This is a genomic window from Paenibacillus sp. 11B, from assembly GCF_030487755.1.
GTDB classification, from domain to species: domain Bacteria; phylum Bacillota; class Bacilli; order Paenibacillales; family Paenibacillaceae; genus Paenibacillus; species Paenibacillus vandeheii.
Genome location: NZ_JAUKNS010000002.1, coordinates 629,044 through 645,965 on the forward strand (window position 1 = coordinate 629,044; position 16,922 = coordinate 645,965).

Below are 16,922 nucleotides of genomic sequence, written 5' to 3' on the forward strand. Positions count from 1 at the left end.
TCAGCCCCACCTACGAGCACTCAGTTTTTCGGAAGCAGTTGTCTAATCGGTGTCCCCTTCAGGAACATCTCAATATCTTCTACAGTATGGTTAAAATAAATAGCATAGTTGCCTTGAGTCACGTAACCAATGTGCGGCGTTGCCAAGAGATTAGGCAATGTGCGCAGGATATGATTTACAGGAAGAGGCTCCTGTTCATATACGTCGAGACCCGCCCCAGCAATCCACTCATTCTGTAAAGCCTCGACCATCGCCTCTTGATCCACAATGCCTGCACGGGACGTATTGATTAATAAAGCGGTATTTTTCATCTGTTGGAACTCGGCTCGTCTAATCAGATTACGAGTGCGGTCACTGAGCACCAGGTGAATGGAAACTATATCGCTTTGTTCAAGCAGCTGTTCCTTGGTTTCTGCCCATTGAACTCCCTGTTCTTCTGCTCTTGCCTGTGTCAAATTCTCACTCCAAGCGATTACTTTCATGCCAAAGGCTTGTGCAATCTGTGCCATTCGGCTGCCAATCTTGCCTAATCCGAGCAGTCCCAATGTCTTTCCGTACAAGTCCATGCCCACTGTACTCTGCCAGTTTCGATTCGAACGCAGCGCGTTATTTTCGGTCACCAGCTGTCTGGACAGGCCCAGGATAAGCGCCCATGTCAGTTCCGTGGGTGGATTGGAGCTTCCTTCCGTGCCACAGACGATTACACCGTTTGTTTCCGCAGCCTGGAGGTCAATGGAGGCATTGCGCATGCCGCTTGTAATCAGAAGCTTGAGTTTCGGCAATTGAGTGATCACGGATTCAGGGAAAGGTGTACGTTCACGCATCAACACAATCACTTCAAAATCCCGCAGTTCCTGAACAACCTTCTCTTCTGATCCCAGGTAATGATTAAACGTCTGAACCTCAACCCGATCCAGGATCGGAGTCCAATCCGCTGAAGAAAGGGCAACATTCTGGTAATCATCCAATATGGCACAACGCAACTTCGTCTGCATGGTTGAATCTCCCCCTCATATATGTGCATCATCGAAAAATGTTTGAAAATGTTACCCCGCATATGTAACTCATAATATACATTCCTAAATTAATCTATACCCTATCTGTATTGTATCAACTCAGCCCCCATCTGCCCAATGCCCTCAGACACAAAAAAGCAGGAGTAGGCTCCCGCTCTTGCTAACCGTTCAAAAAAGTTTAAAAAGCAGCGCCGTAATGAGAATCGCAATCGCCACTTGAAACAAAGACCGTAATTTCCAGAACATTTTATCCAGTTTCGATTGATCATTCTCTGTCAGGGAACCCACGATAGCAATAAAAGCAAGTATGCCAATCACAATCAAACTGAACTCAATGATCCCCAGCCCGCCGTATGTCGTTAGCAGCACACCGATAATGTATAAAACGACAAGGTATACCCTATGAAAATAACGTTCCATATGAAACCCCTTCTGTAAAAGAAATTCTTCCCTTATGCCTCAAGCAACGATAACGTAACCTTCATACTCTGCTGCACAAACGAGCGATCCGGCTCCGATTTCATCATAACGGTTAATCCAATCATCGATACAACCAGAGACTTGGAGAGCGCAATTGCGTCAAGATCATCAGACAATTCCCCGGTTTCCTGTCCCCGTTCAATCGTCTCTTTGAAAATCGCCGCCAGATACATCTGGTGCTCCCGTGTAAGAACAGCCAATTTGGGATCATGCGGAGCCAGTTCAACCATCGTATTGATGCAAAAACAGCCGTGACGAGGATCTGTTACATCCCCTTCCGCTCCAATATGTTCAAACAATGCACGGAAGGCCTCTTTTACAGAGGATGTATGCTGAAGTCTGGATCTGACCTGAGCGGCATGCAAAGTCGTATACCTGCGAAGTGCCGTTTCAAACAATTCCTTTTTGTCACCAAAAGCCGCATATAGACTGGGGCGCTGAATACCCATGGCCGTTGTCAGATCACTTAAGGATGTCGCTTCAAATCCTTTATCCCAAAATGTCTGCATTGCTGCTTCCAATGCCTTATCCGTATCAAATTCCCGTTGTCTAACCATACTTTCACCCTCTTTGTGTATCGTTCAGTATAAAACCATTCTAAGCTATACTGAATTCCCATGTCAAACCCATCTCAATATACTAAAAAGAATATAGTCTTATCCCTTCAACTCTTGACATCATCTCAAAGCATGAAGTATGTTTATTCCGAATCATAATGTACTGATCAGTATATTTAAATCCAACAGTATTCATTCCGCTCCTAACGTACCACATTCGAAATACGGAAAGGTGAATCATTCATGCAAAATCCATCTTATCTAACGCATCCCTCCAACGAAGGACGTCCGAGCATGTCCCGGCTTGTGGCGCTGTTATTTGCCCTTTGCAGTGGACTGGCAGTAGCCAATATTTATTATGCCCAGCCTTTGCTCGACTCCATTGCTGAGGAGTTCAGTCTCGCTCATTCATCCATTGGGATCGTTATCACCGTAACCCAGGTCTGTTACGCCCTCGGCTTATTATTACTCGTTCCCCTTGGTGATCTATTGAATCGGCGCAAGCTGATCATCATCCAGATGCTTTTATCCGTAATCGCCCTGATTGCGGTCGGCACCTCAGCATCCAGCCAAATTTTATTCATTGGAATGGCGGCTATCGGGCTGCTCGCCGTCATTACTCAAACACTCGTTGCCTTTGCCGCCTCCCTCGCTGCACCGTCTGAACGAGGGCGCATTGTCGGTCTGGTCACTAGCGGGATTGTCATCGGCATATTGCTGGCGCGAACCATTGCAGGTACCTTAAATGATTGGATTGGCTGGAGATCGGTCTATCTCTTCTCTGCCAGCCTGACATTACTGGGGATTATCGCCCTGTTTCTCGTACTCCCCAAACACGAACCGGAGCGAGAAAAACTAAGCTACACCCAATTGATCGTTTCTGTCCTGCAATTGTACCGTGAACTGCCTGTTCTTCGAGTTCGCGGCATTCTTGCCATGTTGATTTTCGCAGCCTTCAGCACCTTGTGGACTTCTATGGTTTTACCCCTAAGTGATGCACCATTCTCCTTGTCACATACTGCTATAGGAGCCTTTGGTCTCGCGGGAGCTGCTGGCGCACTGGCTGCTGCACGTGCAGGAAGACTGGCTGATCTGGGACTTGGACAAAAGACGACGGGCGTCGCCCTTGTCATATTGCTTCTATCCTGGCTGCCCATAGGCTATGTTAACCACTCTTTATGGCTGCTTGTAGCCGGAGTAATTATGCTGGACCTTGCCGTGCAGGCCGTGCATGTCACCAACCAGAGCTTGATCTATGAAGTTCGACCTGAGGCGCAGAGCCGCTTAACGGGCGCCTACATGATCTTTTATTCGATAGGCAGTGCTACCGGCTCCATCGCTTCCACTCAAGTGTACGCCTGGGCAGGTTGGACTGGTGTTTGCTGGCTGGGCGCAGGCGTAAGTGCCGCTGCGCTTCTGTTCTGGGTTTTTGATCGTTACATCCATCGGGATACGGGTCACTAAATTAATCCAGCTTATTCCACACCACGATAAACAGAGTGGCTAACGGACCAAATAACAGGGAAATCAGAAACCAGTTACGTCCACTTCTGTTTTTTCCCTGAGCAAGTCCGGCATTAATAAGGGCAAGCGTGCCCCAACCCACAACGTATTCGTTATCCATCACCTATCATCTCCTCTTAACAGATCGGCTCTACCTGTGGCTCTCAAGCAACGCCTTAAGTTTCAAATTACGGCTCTCCAGGAAAGCCTGCATGTACCTCTGGAGTACAATACGCTCTGCAACCCATCCCAGAGCACCAAGAGGAGCTTCAAATCTCAGTGTGTCTCTCATACAAGTGGTCTGCTCGCCAAGCTTACTGAAGCTGTGTTCATGTCTCATGCTCTTGAAGGCGCCTTTCTCCATCTGATCCACAAAAAGATGCGGCCGATTGTACTCGGCGATCCGGGAAGTCAGCTTCTGCCTTATCCCGAAATGGCTTGCCTCGAAAGTTACCGTATCGCCTTCGCCAATTTTTCCCGTTATAACACCTGCTATAGCCCGCTCACGGGTATGTTTCCAGACCGTACGGGTATGAATATCAATATCCCTTGCATAGTCAAAGCATCGCTCAATGGGGGCATGTATTGTAATCTCGGTTACCACTTCAATCAAGGACTATCTCTCCTTTTCCTAAAAAGGAAAATTAAGGTCTTTGCAAAGTATACTCCTGGTCCCCACGAAGAACAACGTCAGGGGTAGGATAAAAAAAGGGTCCCCTGTCATCGTACAGGAGGCCCGTTTTGCGTATGAATTCATTTATTTTCAAACTCAGATAATTAACTCATTAATGGCAAGCGTGCGCTCTTTGGACAGATCACGATATTGTTCCGACTCCACCTTGATCAGTGGTTTGAAAATATCGGATGTATTATTCATGACAATCACGCCCCGTTCGCCGTTGCTCAGAAGCACTTGTTTACCAATAAAATTAGGAAGCAGATGCTGCATCAAGGCCTGAACCGGCTTTTCATTCAATTTGCCAAATCCCATCGCATAGATATCACGCAGGTTGTTGATCAGATTCGGATTGCTGGTTCCGTGACTGCCGGATCTCATCCCGATGTATATGTCGGCGACAGATACGATCTGTGTATATGGGTGAATTTCTTCTTTTTTAAGTTGCATCGGATAACCGGTACCATCCTCCAGTTCATGATGCTGAAGAGCAACCAGCGCAGTGGCTTCATCCGTCATGGAGCTTTTGATAATATCATGCCCATAGATCGTATGACGCTGCAATTCAAGCTGTTCATCTGCGGTTAACGGTTCCATCTTGTTGCGAATCCGGTGGGATACTTTGCACTTGCCAATATCATGAAGATAGCCACCACGACTGATCTGGTAACTCTCTTTTTGAGAATAACCAAGCCAGTTGGCCAGGTAAAATGACAACAGTCCAACCTGAATGGAATGCGTGTAGTTATTGACATCATCCCGTTCCAGCATCATCAGGAGATGTACGACATCCTTTTGCTCGTCCAGTCCCTCCACCATCGGTTGAAGTGCATCATCCACCATTGTTGCGTTGAACTTGCCTACAGTCAGCGCTTCGAGAAATGCAGATTGATAGTTATGTACGGTTTGTATAAATTGGGATTTCATTTCTTCTTCAGGCGGTTCTTCCTTGGTGCTTGTGCTTGCTCCAGATGCAAATTTTGCCGCAGCAGCAAAGAATTCCGCTTCCGTGATCTCTTCCTCGCGTGGTTCAATATCCACATAGTCCACGCGGTGCTGCATCAGCAAGGTGATATCTTCACTTTTGATCACAGTACCCTGACCCAGAACGTGTAATCCCGCTTCGCTGAAAGTATCCGCAGTCAGACGGTCTCCATCTTGCAGGTTCATAATATGGATTCTCAAATCGGTATTCCCCCTGAACAATCATTTATAGTCAACAGTACCCGTTAGATCAGGTCCTATAAATCCCTATACTACTTTATATCGATATAATCTTTCTTTTTCTCCATAGTCCAAACGACCTTAATCACAAAAGGAAATACGAACGTATAAGACTTTATTCTCACTCCCATTTTCAAAAAAGTCCCGGTTTGAATCCGTATTTAGATAACTGGTATCTTGTTTTACACAAATATAACCAAAAAGCCCAAAAAAATCTTTGGGCCTTTATTGAATTTCACTATATTTTGATCGAACTCAGACTCGCTCCCTGTACAAAAAAGCGTTCAATACTCTTCTCAACAGATGGGTCCGGAATTAACGGTGGCGCCTGATGCGGCTTCACTCTGGCATCGATAATGATCTGGTCGCAGCCCCAATGTTTATAGTTGTAGCCGCTGTTCACACCGTACATATCATGAGACGGGTTACTGCGGGTAAATGTCGCCCACAAGAAATTCCTGAGATTTACACTCAGGAAAGAGCTATCGTCACATAATACGATCATCGGACAGGAAGACAAATCTTCTTTTTCCTTCAGCATGTCTGTTAATGCCTTCATTTCCTGTTCTGTATCCGCATAACTGGTGAACGGCGTACCCTGAATAGCAACAATTCCTGGCATCACGAGCTGTGGATTGTTATAACCTCGAATATCTTTCAATGTCTCCGGTACTTCCCGGCACAGCTCCCGGATCTTGTCCCCGTAGGCTGCAAATACAACCTTACTGCCGCTGTTCAATCCGGTTCCCGAGTAATCCAGCGTATCAATCGTTGTATTGGTATGGAAATGAATGTCCCGCTGCAGATCCATTCGTTCGAGGATATACGTCAGGAATTCCACTTCCCGATGTGTATCCAGCGGTTGCTGATCCTCTGCTGTGATAAACAAATACTTCGCCAGACTGAGTTGGCCTGTACCCAGGATACGACTCGCAATCGTCAGCAGCTCTGTTGGCTGTTTTACCGTCTGATACGGCGTATAACGTTCACTGCCAATTGCGAACAGAAGCGGATGAACCCCTGCTGCATCGACTGCATGGACTTCTTTTACCCCCGGAATCTCCTGTTTAATGGCATCACCCGTAATTTCGTGAATCAAATCCCCAAATGCGGTATCCTCTTGCGGAGGCCGACCCACCACGGTAAAGGGCCAGATCGCGTTCGGCTTGGCGTACACTTTATGCACTCTCATTAACGGGAATGGATGCGTCAGACTGTAATATCCCAGATGATCGCCAAACGGTCCTTCAGGCTTCGTCTCGTCCGGGTAAATATCACCCGTGATGACAAAATCGGCGTCATTGCTGATGCAATATCCATCCTTATAGCTGTAACGGAAGCGACGCCCGGCAAGTAGGCCAGCGAAAGTCATCTCACTGAGTCCTTCAGGCAAAGGCATCACTGCAGAGAGCGTATGTGCCGGAGGGCCTCCGATGAAAATGCTCACTTTCAGGGGTTCTCCCTTTTTGACTGCTTTGGCCTGATGAATTCCGATTCCGCGATGGATCTGGTAGTGAAGTCCAATTTCCTTGTTCAGTTCATAATCATTTCCACTTAGCTGTACACGGTACATGCCCAGATTGGAGTTCATGATGCCTGGCTTGTCCGGGTCCTCGGAATAGACCTGAGGCAGCGTAACGAATGCTCCGCCATCCATGGGCCAATGCTTGATTAATGGCAGATCCGAAATCTGAATCTCCTGTGCGGTTACGGGCAGACTGATCGACTTTTGCTTGGGCAGAGCCTGCCAGGCGGCAAGTCCTGTGCTGATATGCTGAAATGGCGTTTTGAGTGCCTTCATTGGATCGTCCCGGACAGCCATGACACGTTGTACGCCTTCAAGCGTTCCACGGAACATGAATTTGCTTCGCTCCAGCGTACCGAACAGGTTCGAAACGGCCTGGAACTTCGAGCCTTTCACATTTTCGAAAAGCAATGCTGGGCCTTTCGCCTCATGTACTTTCATATGTAATGCTGCCATCTCCAAATGAGGGTCCACTTCTTCCTTCACTCGAATCAAATGTCCATGCTGCTCCAGATCGTTAATGCAATCTTCCATATTGCGATATTTCATTGGATGGCTCCATTCTTTGTATAATCAATGATTATGTTCATATATTCACATAGGTGTGAAGTAGCGGGTTGAATATAACGTAGAATCTACCTTGTCTACTTTTCACCTAAAAAAAATGATTGATGCTAGCGTCTCTTCTATATTATCAAATGATCTGCCGCTTAACAAAACAATATATACAATTTGTCACGAAGCACTCACCAAAAAGCAATATTTAGGCAACCCGAGTCCAATATTCATAAGGACCACAATTGCTTCAATATTGCTAATTGACTTGCTTATGGTGTAGTCGAAGGTCTGGGGATCGTAACCGTAAACTGCGTTCCTTCTCCAACCCTGCTCTCCACATCTATTGTACAATCATGCAATTTCAAAATTTTAATTACGATGGAAAGCCCTAATCCATTCCCTCTTAGAGCGCTGCTCCGTGCTTTGTCCACCATATAAAATCGATCGAAAATATATGGAATGGCTTCCTCCGGTATTCCTTGTCCTGAATCTCTAATCGTTACCTTCACGAATGAAGTAGACTTCTCGATTTCAACATGGATGTACCCATCAGGACCCGTATATTTTATAGCATTATTCATTAGATTCTGCCAGACCTGCTCAAACAGATCTTTATCCACCGTGATTTCACAAGGCAATAGATCCAATTCAATCTTGATATTTTTGCGCGCCCACTGAGGTTCCGCTAATACAATCGTTCTTCTTAATTGTTCATCTAATTGGAATGTGGTGAGATTAAACGGATGGTGCTCCGAATCAAGTGAGGCTAACCGGAGTAAATTATCACTAAGCCTGGACAGGCGTAATGTTTCCTCATAGATGATATCCAGATGCTCTTTCTGCTCTTCCAGCGGAATGACACCATCTTGCAGCGCTCTTGTAAATCCTCTTATCGATGTAAGTGGCGACTGCATTTCATGAGAGACGTTACTGACAAAATCATCCCGAACCGAGTCTATTTTCTGCAGCTCACTAGCCATGTGATTAAAGCTCTCCATCAGCTCACCAAACTCATCTTGATTATGATGTTTCAACCGTACAGTTAGATCGCCTGATGCCATTTTCTTGGCCGCAGCCGTTAGTTTTTTGATAGGTCTCACCACGTACCCTGACATAAACATGATTAATAAGCTTCCTATAACCAGGACAGTTAATAGAGATATAATTAGTGTGCGTTTTACATTATGAAAAATCGATGAAAAATTAATGGTGATGAGGAGCGCATCTTTCTCATCATTCAGCCTGGGAACACCAACGAACGCTGTTTCATCTTTATTGGAAAGAATAAACGCTTCCGTGGTATTTTCGTCGAATAATTCATGAACTTTATCATCCGAAAAGGAAGCAAGCACTTCACTTTGTTCATTCACAGCATTTATGTTCAAACCGTATCGCGAAAAAATATTCAAACCGTTTTTCACCTTTTCCGGATCATCGATCAGGTTTATCATCGCAGCGATATCTTCAGCAATGGTAACCAGGGTATGATTCGGTGTCTTTTCCTGAGGTCTCATGTTTAGTATGAAGGAGAGAATCAAACTGATGATCACAATACCAATAAAGGTAGCTACGATTCGTAGGCGCAGGCTTTTACTCACTATTTTCATACAAGCTCCAGACGATATCCCAGTCCTCTGATCGTCGAAATAATCAGTTCCGGTATAGGTTCCAGTCGTTCTCTTAACCTTTTAATATGCACATCAACGGTACGCTCATCACCTTCATAATCGAGTCCCCATATATCTTCTATAAGCTGTGTGCGTGTGAATATTTGCCCTGGCAGACTCGCCAAAGCAAACAACAATTCACATTCCTTCTTTTTCAATTCAACCGTTTGCGCTCCTGCAGCGACAGTCAAATTGCTTAGATCAATCGTTACACCGCCTATATGAATCACATTCGAGGATACCTTGTTGTATCTCTTCATTAAAGATTTCACACGCAAGATTAATTCTACAGGATCAAAAGGTTTTACTAAATAATCGTCTGACCCTGCATTAAATCCTTTGACTTTATCCTTGGATTCTCCTTTGGCCGTCACCATCAGAATGGGAATATCCATATAAGATCGAATATCTTCGGTCAGCTCAATACCATCAACACGTGGCATCATCACATCGACAATCACCAAATCAATTTTCGTATGAGATAAGATGTTCAGTGCTTCTTGACCGTCCGGCGCTTCCACTACGGAAAACTGATTCGTTTCAAGGTATATACGAATTAATTTGCGGATATGGGAATCATCATCAACCACAAGAATCGTGTTCATTCATCTATTATCCTTTCAATAATCTTATTTATTCATATCGTAAGGACTCCATTGGATCCAGCTTGGCAGCTTTGGATGAAGGCATCAAACCCGCAATGATACTGATTAATGTACTTACAGCGATGCCAAACACGATATAATATCCAGATAAATTAATCAATTTTGCCCCAAAAGCATTGTCCAGGAAGATGTTTAGCACATAGCTGATGATCGCTGCAAGGATAACGGCAATAATACCACTGAATATACCTAATAAGGCAGATTCGGAAAAGAATATTCGCTTAATATCCTTTTTCCTTGCTCCAATTGCTCGAAGAATTCCGATTTCCTTCGTCCGTTCCACTACACTAATGTACAGCACCACCAATATCATAATCCCTGATACGATTAATGAAATCCCGGCAATGCCAGCCAGAACAATTGTAGCCATGCTTACATAGGTCGTGATACGCTCCATGATTTTCGCCGTTTGGGAGCCTGAGAAACCTGCATCCACAGCTGCGGCATTAATATCATTCACATATTTCATATCGGTTGCATAAGCATTAACTTGAATCGGGCCAATGGTCATTCCATTATCAGTGTACATCTGTTCCAGCGTCTGTGAAGGAAGATACCCTGGAGTCTGCTGCATCGGTGTTTGTTGACCCGCCGCTTCATAGATACCGGAGATCGTAACTTCTTTTTCTAAAATGATCGGTTTGTGGGTAGCATCCATTTCATTAATATACAGATGGATGGATTTGCCTATCATAGAATCAGGTTGATCATTTCCACTTAATTTATTCGCCGTTTTTAATGGTAACAGGATTTGATTGCCTTCTGGAAAAGTTCCTGCCGTAATCGTTTCTTTATCAAAAGCATCTGTAAGGGTCGTTAACTGAGTGAGTCCCTCCGACTGTTCTTCATACACCAGAGTCGATTTTCCATCCACGGAGGTAATCGTCTCCACATGATCCACATTCGGAAGATTACGAATGGTTTCGATATCAGCATCTGTAAATGCCTGTCCTGTTGCCATCAGAGCTTCCGGGCCGCGCAGGTCGCTTGCTTCTTCACTCGGTTTAGTGATGTCCACGAGTAATGGGTCCATGCTTGCATTAATTTCGTTATTCATATAACTCGTAATTCCATTTCCCAAGGATAACATCAGGAGTACGCTTAAAATACCTATCGATCCACCCAATGCTACCAGTACATTACGCTTGCCGTTGAGTTTCATATTTTGGAGAGCCATTTTGAAAGAAGCGAATAAGCCCAGGTTTCTGGAAGTCCCATTACTACCCTCATAGGTCGTCAAGGAACGATCTTTTAAATGAATATCATCCTTAATCCGTCCCTCCTCTACCTTCACAATACGTGTACCGGAATCAGCTACTTTCTGCGAGTGAGTTACGGCAATTACCAGCATCCCTTTTTGCGCAATACTGTCCAGTAAAGCCAGGATTTGATCTCCATTTTCCTTATCCAGCGCTCCTGTTGGCTCATCGGCCAAAATAATGTCTGGATTGTTTGATAATGCGCGCGCAATGGATACCCTTTGTTTCTGACCACCCGACAGCTGATTAGGGCGTTTATTCAAATGATTTTTCAGTCCAACCTCGGTCAAAATATCTATAGCGCGCTTATACCGTTCCTTCTCACTTGTATCCGTCATTTGCATAGCGATCGTAACATTTTCCAGTACAGACAGATGCGGGATCAGATTGAAATTTTGAAACACAAATCCGATATTATTCTTCCGATAATCATCCATTTCCTTCTCAGTCATGGCACTTAGGTTCTTTCCACGAACGAGAATATCCCCTTCAAAATCGGAGTCCATTCCACCAATAATATTCATAAGGGTCGACTTTCCGCAACCCGATTCACCAAGGATCGAGACGAATTCTCCTGTCTCAAAGCTCAAATTCACATCATGGAGCACGGGAACCTTTTCTTTACCATACAACGTATATGATTTCTTTACATGTTTAACTTCTAATATGCTCATCCTGATCTCTTCCTCTCCAAGTCATACACTCTATCTATTGGTTTGATTTACTTTTCACATTCTAACAAATTTGTGTGAACTGATAATGAACTGGCTACCCTCGTCTGCCTGCAAAAATACACCTTTAGCTGCTTGAAGTGACTTATTTCAAGTAATTGAAGGTGTCAAAATCAATATGTAAGCATAGCAAACTGAGCCCTATTTATATGGACTCAGTTTGTTTGTTTAGCTCAAATTAATTCAGATCCGTCCGGTTCTCACTATATCCCTTCAACAATACGCTTGGCCCGGACCTCTACCTGACGGAAAAGCTCCTCCTCATCAATCGTCACCAGCTGCCTTCCCCTCATCAGTACACGACCATTCACAATGGTGGTATCTACATCGGCACCATTTGCGCTGTATGCAAGCAATGATTCCAACTCGTGAGCAGGCTGCAAATGCGGTTTCATCAGATCAATCAAAATGAGGTCCGCCTTATGTCCAACTTCCAGGACCCCTACATCGTGCTGAATATTTAGGAGCTCTGCACTTCCGCGGGTAGCCATTTGGAGGATTGTTTTTGCCGGCAACCGGGCGGGATCACCATGATCCAGCTTCTGCAGCCAGGTCGCAGCCTTGATCTCTTCGAACATATCGACGGTTGTCGCACTTCCCGCTCCATCGGTTCCAAGACCCACATTAATTCCCTGTGCAATCATCTCGGTAATCGGAGCGATTCCGCAGCCCAGCTTCAGATTGCTGACCGGATTGTGCGCTACGCCGCCACGCATGCCTTTCAGTCTGCCAATATCTCTACGATTCAGGTGTACACCATGGGCGAGCAATACATGTGCACGTTCGAACATGCCCGCCTCTTGCAAATACTCCGTAGGTGTCATGCCATAGTGCTCACGAATTTTTACAACTTCTTCTTTGGTCTCAGCCAGATGAATGTGGATGGGTACGTTTTCTTGCTCCGCCATTTCAATTACTTCCCTTAAAGGCTCTACTGGGCAAGTATAGGGAGAATGCGGTCCATACATCGTAGTAATTCGGCCCTCTGCCTTGCCAGACCAACGTTGAACCAAATCCACCGCTTCTTGTAATCTGCGTCCTCCATCATCCTCCATGAACACCATTCCACGTGTGAGTGATGCCCGAATACCTGTTTCCTTTACCGCTTCTGCGATTTCATTCATATGAATGTACATATCGGCGTAAGCTGTGGTTCCTGAACGGATCATCTCGGCGATGGATAATTGTGCCCCCCAGTATATATCTTCAGGAGTCATCCGCGCTTCAGCGGGCAGCATTTTACGGTCAAGCCAGTCCATGAGCTTCAGATCATCCGAAAATCCTCGTAACAGACTCATTGGAGTATGCTGGTGAGCATTGATCAGGCCGGGCATTGCCAATTTGTGTTTTCCGTCTAGGATATCATCACCCGGTTGAGCCTGAATGTGGGGGGCAATCTCCGCGATGCGGTCGCCTACAATGCGAATATCCCCCGTGAAGGGGGAATCGGCGTCTTTCATGGTTAAGATTGTGGCTTGCTGGATTAACATACTCATTCGTTTCACAACTCCTCTAGGTTTGGATGGCCATACTTCCAAATTCGAGGATAAGCCTTCACGTAACGGGAAGGTCAAGGTCAAGATTAAGTTAATTTTTGAGTTGTCATTGTTCTGAATGTTTGGATAAAAGGCTTGGGATCAATATTAACCATGTAAGGATAGACTCCCGTGCTTGTATGGAGATAGAAAAAGCCACCTTCATTGCCGATTCTCCGAAAAGACATGTCGAACACTTCCGTGATATGAAACTCGCGGTATTTCGTTACAATCTTGTCTGAATACAGTATCATGGACCGATCACTCTGCAGTACTTCCTGTGCGAGACCCGTCACTTCTCTCTGTATTTTGTAATAAGGTAATACAGCAATACAGTTCATGATCTCCCTCCGTTCTAGCCATAATTATTTGTTCCATCATAGCAGATCAGAGCGTCTGAGCAAAAAAAATGACCCAACAACATATATGATTTAGCTGATTTTCGTTGTTACTTTCAATGGAAAAGGAAGTGCATCCTGAATGTTCTGCAAAGAAAAGCACTGTTCAATGTGGAAAACACCATGCGGCAGTTCCGTCCGATACATTCGATCTGCTACTGCCGCAGCAACAGCTGCTGTCGCATCTGCTTCACGCTCGCCAACCAGCAGCTGTTCGACATGGATCGGCTTGCCCTTTGTCCAACCTACTGCATCTACCTTGACTGCAAACATCGGCTCCCCTCCGGGAATAACGCCAAATACCTTGACGGTACCATTTCGAAAGGAAGGAATACGCAGCAGTGTGAACAGTCCCATACGTTTCGAGATCGCCATGGATCTGGTTATCCAACGGGAATCAAGACATAACCTGGTGGACACGGTGGGAATACGAAGTGTACGAGCAACAACATGCTGATCCGAAAAGTTAAACCGATATGCTTTCCTGCGACCCAGGTCTGCGCCAAAATCAATCCATTTACCATCGTGAAAACTTTGGACTTCGGCTGGTTTACCCTTTTTCATGACCTGATAGGTAGCATTCATCTGATCCACAGTCCACTCTACAGCGGCTTTCCCGTGTTTCTCACCCAGGCCCAGCATAACGGTAATGTCTGCTTCGTCCACTTGTTCCATATGAGCTCCCGCTTCACGCACAAGCAGATTGGTCACACCAGGCGACAGTCCCACACTGAGCATGGCTGTAGCTTTGAAACGCTGCATTTTGGAATGCAATTGTTCGACCTGACCCAGGAAATCATAATTGGCCGAAATATCGATATAATCTGTCCCTGCTTTCGCACAAGCCTCAACAAATCGGGTATCCGTCTGGTCCACACACATGACCACCAACTTGACGGATTGAAGCAGAACAGGATCAATCGCTTTTCGTACATCCAATTGGAGCGGCTGAACTATACCACCTGTAGATCGGCTGAATTCTTCAGCCCGGTTCATCCGCGTACCTGCCGCCCATACCTTACCTGGAAACGAGTGTGCCAGTTGCGTACATATCATTTGCCCCACTTGACCATATCCACCAACAACCCAAATCTGGTCTTTCACAGACTCCACTTTAGCTTCGTTTCGCATAATATCCCTCCACCCAGAATGCTCCGAAATAACGTGTAATGTAGGAGAATCCGCATTCTGCCAAAAGCTCTATCATCTGTTCAGATGAGATGGGGTCCGACTCTCGGCCAAGGGAAGCTGCAAACCGCTCCCATTCTTCAGGCTGGACACCATTACTTAACATGTGATCCTGCCAGGCTTGCATCATGGTTGAATATACAGGCGAACGAAGATCGGCATTCACTGCTGCAATAATGAGTGGTGCTCCAGGTTTGAGTCTAGCTGCAAGGTTGGACAGGAATCTTCTTTTGGACTCCATCCCCTGAATAAAATGCAGCATTAGCATGCTTGTCGCCCCATCGTATATACCTTCTTCCGGCAGCGTTTCAAGTGTCTTGCATTTAAGCTGCACTCTGCCGATGATAGCGGCTTCTTGGACTCTTCTTTCTGCTAACTGAAGCATCTGCTGGGAAGGATCTACTCCAGTAAACGTCCATCCCGCATGGCGAGTTCCAAGCAGAGCCAACTCCTTGCCTCCCCCTGCTCCAACAATCAGTATTTCAGCTTCGTTGTTACCTGTGATAGAAGCGGCAAGTAGTCGCTCCATCAGATCATGCATATGAGAATAACCCGGAATTTTCAGGACTATCGATTGTTCGTAACGGTTTTCATCCGCCGTATCCCAGCTCATAGGTAGTTGATTGTGGTTCATCGATACTACACTCCTCATCAATTCAAGTTAGACTTGACTCTTCGTTTGTCTAATTTCATTATAGAAGGATACGCAGAGCGAACAATCCCAGAACAATGGGATATCTGCATGGGGAGAGGAGAAAGCTATATGACATCACGTATGGAACGAAACCAGCGACTCATTACTTCTCTCGAAAAAGGAACATGGACCTCGCGCACCTACCGGGAAGCTGTACTGAAACAAATCCAGAACAGCGTTGCCTATGATGCGTATTGCTTCACAACGGTTGATCCACAGACCCTTCTCTCCACGGGTGCCGTGACAGAAGATGGTATTGAGGCCATTCACGATCGGCTGTTCGTTAATGAATACATGGAAGAAGACATACATAAGTATGCTGATTTGATTCGCAGCGGTGAGCATACAGCGACCCTTCATGCATCGCTTAGCAAAAAAACTGTACCAAGCGCTCGCTATGATAACATTCTTCAACCAGCAGGTTTCGGCGATGAACTTCGGGCCGTACTGGTAAGTGGTGGCGCTTGTTGGGGGTATCTGACCCTGTATCGCAAGACTGGACAACTGGTATTCACAGAAGAGGAGCGACTAATCATCCAGGCATGGACTCCCTCTATTGCATTGATGTTACGATCCACAAGTCTGACTCTTATGGACGAGATCAAGAGCGGAAGTCCCGTGGAACCAGGTATTATGATTACATCGGGCGCTTTCGAGCTCTTATCCGTGAACGCTCCCGCTCAATATTGGTTATCACAATTACGTTTGTTGGAGCATGTGGGGCCAGATATATTGCCACGCCCCGTCCGTGCCGTCAGTTCCCACCTCCAGCGTCAGACTCGTACAGATCCCGATTCGATGGTTGCGCAAGTTCCTCTGCATCATTCTCCTTCCAAAGTCTGCATTCAACTCCTGGATGGTCGCTACCTGGTACTTCATGCCAGCCGCATGCAACAGTATTCAGGTCCGGATCAGATTGCGATTAGGCTTGAGCAGGCCATGCCGCAGGATTTGCTGCCTTTGCTTGCCGAGAGTCATGGGTTATCCGTTCGTGAACGGGAGCTGTTGGGTTATGTGCTGCGCAGTTACTCTTCCAAGGAAATTGCTGAAGCGATGCATATTTCCGCTTACACGGTACAGGATCATTTAAAATCCATTTTTGCCAAAACAGATGTATTCTCCCGCCGTGAACTGATCTGGTATTTTGTATCCCGTTTCCAGTTATCCGATGAACCTGCGATTTAAGTGCTGATTATGACGTGAAAAAAAGATGCCTTGTCCGATTGGACAAGGCATCTTTGCTCGA

At 45.8% G+C, this 16,922-nt stretch carries 16 protein-coding genes; 2 read left to right on the forward strand and 14 right to left on the reverse strand.

Annotated elements, in window-relative coordinates:
- Nucleotides 1–20: 20 nt before the first annotated feature.
- From Q0V21_RS11175 to Q0V21_RS11185, 3 genes are all read right to left on the reverse strand, one after another.
- A complete protein-coding gene (locus tag Q0V21_RS11175) occupies nucleotides 21–995 on the reverse strand; it encodes a D-2-hydroxyacid dehydrogenase family protein (RefSeq protein WP_301878905.1) in 975 nt (324 codons plus the stop codon).
- 189 nt (nucleotides 996–1,184) lie between these two features.
- Nucleotides 1,185–1,436: a hypothetical protein gene (locus tag Q0V21_RS11180; protein WP_301878906.1), complete on the reverse strand. Its 252-nt coding sequence runs from the start codon at nucleotides 1,434–1,436 to the stop codon at nucleotides 1,185–1,187.
- A 32-nt stretch (nucleotides 1,437–1,468) separates the two neighbouring features.
- Nucleotides 1,469–2,053 (reverse strand): TetR/AcrR family transcriptional regulator, encoded by a 585-nt coding sequence (locus Q0V21_RS11185; protein WP_301878907.1) that lies wholly within the window; start codon nucleotides 2,051–2,053, stop codon nucleotides 1,469–1,471.
- A 243-nt stretch (nucleotides 2,054–2,296) separates the two neighbouring features.
- Between Q0V21_RS11185 and Q0V21_RS11190 the strand changes: the two genes are divergently transcribed.
- A complete protein-coding gene (locus Q0V21_RS11190; protein WP_301878908.1) occupies nucleotides 2,297–3,517 on the forward strand; it encodes an MFS transporter in 1,221 nt (406 codons plus the stop codon).
- A gap of 1 nt (nucleotide 3,518) precedes the next feature.
- Here the strand turns inward: Q0V21_RS11190 and Q0V21_RS11195 are convergent, their stop codons facing one another.
- The 11 genes from Q0V21_RS11195 to Q0V21_RS11245 all read right to left on the reverse strand — a co-directional run bounded on the left by Q0V21_RS11195 (nucleotide 3,519) and on the right by Q0V21_RS11245 (nucleotide 15,616).
- Nucleotides 3,519–3,677, reverse strand: coding sequence for a hypothetical protein (locus Q0V21_RS11195; RefSeq protein ID WP_173405258.1), 159 nt, complete (start codon nucleotides 3,675–3,677; stop codon nucleotides 3,519–3,521).
- Between the two features lie 30 nt (nucleotides 3,678–3,707).
- Complete coding sequence (locus tag Q0V21_RS11200; RefSeq protein ID WP_367620527.1) at nucleotides 3,708–4,160, reverse strand: SRPBCC family protein; 453 nt, start codon at nucleotides 4,158–4,160, stop codon at nucleotides 3,708–3,710.
- A gap of 165 nt (nucleotides 4,161–4,325) precedes the next feature.
- Nucleotides 4,326–5,417 (reverse strand): HD-GYP domain-containing protein, encoded by a 1,092-nt coding sequence (locus tag Q0V21_RS11205; protein ID WP_079344241.1) that lies wholly within the window; start codon nucleotides 5,415–5,417, stop codon nucleotides 4,326–4,328.
- A 277-nt stretch (nucleotides 5,418–5,694) separates the two neighbouring features.
- Nucleotides 5,695–7,530 carry a UbiD family decarboxylase gene (locus Q0V21_RS11210; protein WP_301878915.1) on the reverse strand — a complete coding sequence of 612 codons (1,836 nt, stop codon included), beginning with the start codon at nucleotides 7,528–7,530 and terminating at the stop codon, nucleotides 5,695–5,697.
- A 278-nt stretch (nucleotides 7,531–7,808) separates the two neighbouring features.
- A complete protein-coding gene (locus Q0V21_RS11215) occupies nucleotides 7,809–9,146 on the reverse strand; it encodes a sensor histidine kinase (RefSeq protein ID WP_301878917.1) in 1,338 nt (445 codons plus the stop codon).
- Complete coding sequence (locus tag Q0V21_RS11220) at nucleotides 9,143–9,811, reverse strand: response regulator transcription factor (RefSeq protein WP_301878919.1); 669 nt, start codon at nucleotides 9,809–9,811, stop codon at nucleotides 9,143–9,145. Before Q0V21_RS11220 ends, Q0V21_RS11215 begins: the two co-directional genes overlap by 4 nt.
- A gap of 28 nt (nucleotides 9,812–9,839) precedes the next feature.
- Nucleotides 9,840–11,804 carry an ABC transporter ATP-binding protein/permease gene (locus tag Q0V21_RS11225; RefSeq protein ID WP_301878921.1) on the reverse strand — a complete coding sequence of 655 codons (1,965 nt, stop codon included), beginning with the start codon at nucleotides 11,802–11,804 and terminating at the stop codon, nucleotides 9,840–9,842.
- 260 nt (nucleotides 11,805–12,064) lie between these two features.
- On the reverse strand, nucleotides 12,065–13,357 hold the full coding sequence (locus Q0V21_RS11230; protein ID WP_301878923.1) for an amidohydrolase: 1,293 nt from the start codon (nucleotides 13,355–13,357) through the stop codon (nucleotides 12,065–12,067).
- Nucleotides 13,358–13,443: 86 nt separating this feature from the next.
- Nucleotides 13,444–13,737 carry a hypothetical protein gene (locus Q0V21_RS11235; RefSeq protein WP_079344235.1) on the reverse strand — a complete coding sequence of 98 codons (294 nt, stop codon included), beginning with the start codon at nucleotides 13,735–13,737 and terminating at the stop codon, nucleotides 13,444–13,446.
- A 90-nt stretch (nucleotides 13,738–13,827) separates the two neighbouring features.
- Nucleotides 13,828–14,925 carry a saccharopine dehydrogenase family protein gene (locus tag Q0V21_RS11240; protein ID WP_301878925.1) on the reverse strand — a complete coding sequence of 366 codons (1,098 nt, stop codon included), beginning with the start codon at nucleotides 14,923–14,925 and terminating at the stop codon, nucleotides 13,828–13,830.
- Nucleotides 14,909–15,616: a class I SAM-dependent methyltransferase gene (locus Q0V21_RS11245; protein WP_301878926.1), complete on the reverse strand. Its 708-nt coding sequence runs from the start codon at nucleotides 15,614–15,616 to the stop codon at nucleotides 14,909–14,911. The genes Q0V21_RS11240 and Q0V21_RS11245 overlap by 17 nt, the downstream gene beginning before the upstream one ends.
- Nucleotides 15,617–15,745: 129 nt before the next feature.
- Here Q0V21_RS11245 and Q0V21_RS11250 point away from each other — a divergent pair, with 129 nt between their 5' ends.
- Nucleotides 15,746–16,861, forward strand: a complete 1,116-nt coding sequence (locus Q0V21_RS11250) for a helix-turn-helix transcriptional regulator (protein ID WP_301878928.1) — start codon at nucleotides 15,746–15,748, stop codon at nucleotides 16,859–16,861.
- Nucleotides 16,862–16,922: the final 61 nt, after the last annotated feature.

What these genes read in the sequence shown, in the direction of transcription:
- Q0V21_RS11195 (WP_173405258.1), bottom strand. Translation starts at nt 3,677, where the DNA reads ATGGATAACGAATACGTTGTGGGTTGGGGCACGCTTGCCCTTATTAAT.
- Q0V21_RS11185 (WP_301878907.1), bottom strand. Translation starts at nt 2,053, where the DNA reads ATGGTTAGACAACGGGAATTTGATACGGATAAGGCATTGGAAGCAGCA.
- Q0V21_RS11180 (WP_301878906.1), bottom strand. Translation starts at nt 1,436, where the DNA reads ATGGAACGTTATTTTCATAGGGTATACCTTGTCGTTTTATACATTATC.
- Q0V21_RS11175 (WP_301878905.1), bottom strand. Translation starts at nt 995, where the DNA reads ATGCAGACGAAGTTGCGTTGTGCCATATTGGATGATTACCAGAATGTT.
- Q0V21_RS11245 (WP_301878926.1), bottom strand. Translation starts at nt 15,616, where the DNA reads ATGAACCACAATCAACTACCTATGAGCTGGGATACGGCGGATGAAAAC.
- Q0V21_RS11235 (WP_079344235.1), bottom strand. Translation starts at nt 13,737, where the DNA reads ATGAACTGTATTGCTGTATTACCTTATTACAAAATACAGAGAGAAGTG.
- Q0V21_RS11240 (WP_301878925.1), bottom strand. Translation starts at nt 14,925, where the DNA reads ATGCGAAACGAAGCTAAAGTGGAGTCTGTGAAAGACCAGATTTGGGTT.
- Q0V21_RS11225 (WP_301878921.1), bottom strand. Translation starts at nt 11,804, where the DNA reads ATGAGCATATTAGAAGTTAAACATGTAAAGAAATCATATACGTTGTAT.
- Q0V21_RS11210 (WP_301878915.1), bottom strand. Translation starts at nt 7,530, where the DNA reads ATGAAATATCGCAATATGGAAGATTGCATTAACGATCTGGAGCAGCAT.
- Q0V21_RS11190 (WP_301878908.1), top strand. Translation starts at nt 2,297, where the DNA reads ATGCAAAATCCATCTTATCTAACGCATCCCTCCAACGAAGGACGTCCG.
- Q0V21_RS11220 (WP_301878919.1), bottom strand. Translation starts at nt 9,811, where the DNA reads ATGAACACGATTCTTGTGGTTGATGATGATTCCCATATCCGCAAATTA.
- Q0V21_RS11215 (WP_301878917.1), bottom strand. Translation starts at nt 9,146, where the DNA reads ATGAAAATAGTGAGTAAAAGCCTGCGCCTACGAATCGTAGCTACCTTT.
- Q0V21_RS11250 (WP_301878928.1), top strand. Translation starts at nt 15,746, where the DNA reads ATGACATCACGTATGGAACGAAACCAGCGACTCATTACTTCTCTCGAA.
- Q0V21_RS11230 (WP_301878923.1), bottom strand. Translation starts at nt 13,357, where the DNA reads ATGAGTATGTTAATCCAGCAAGCCACAATCTTAACCATGAAAGACGCC.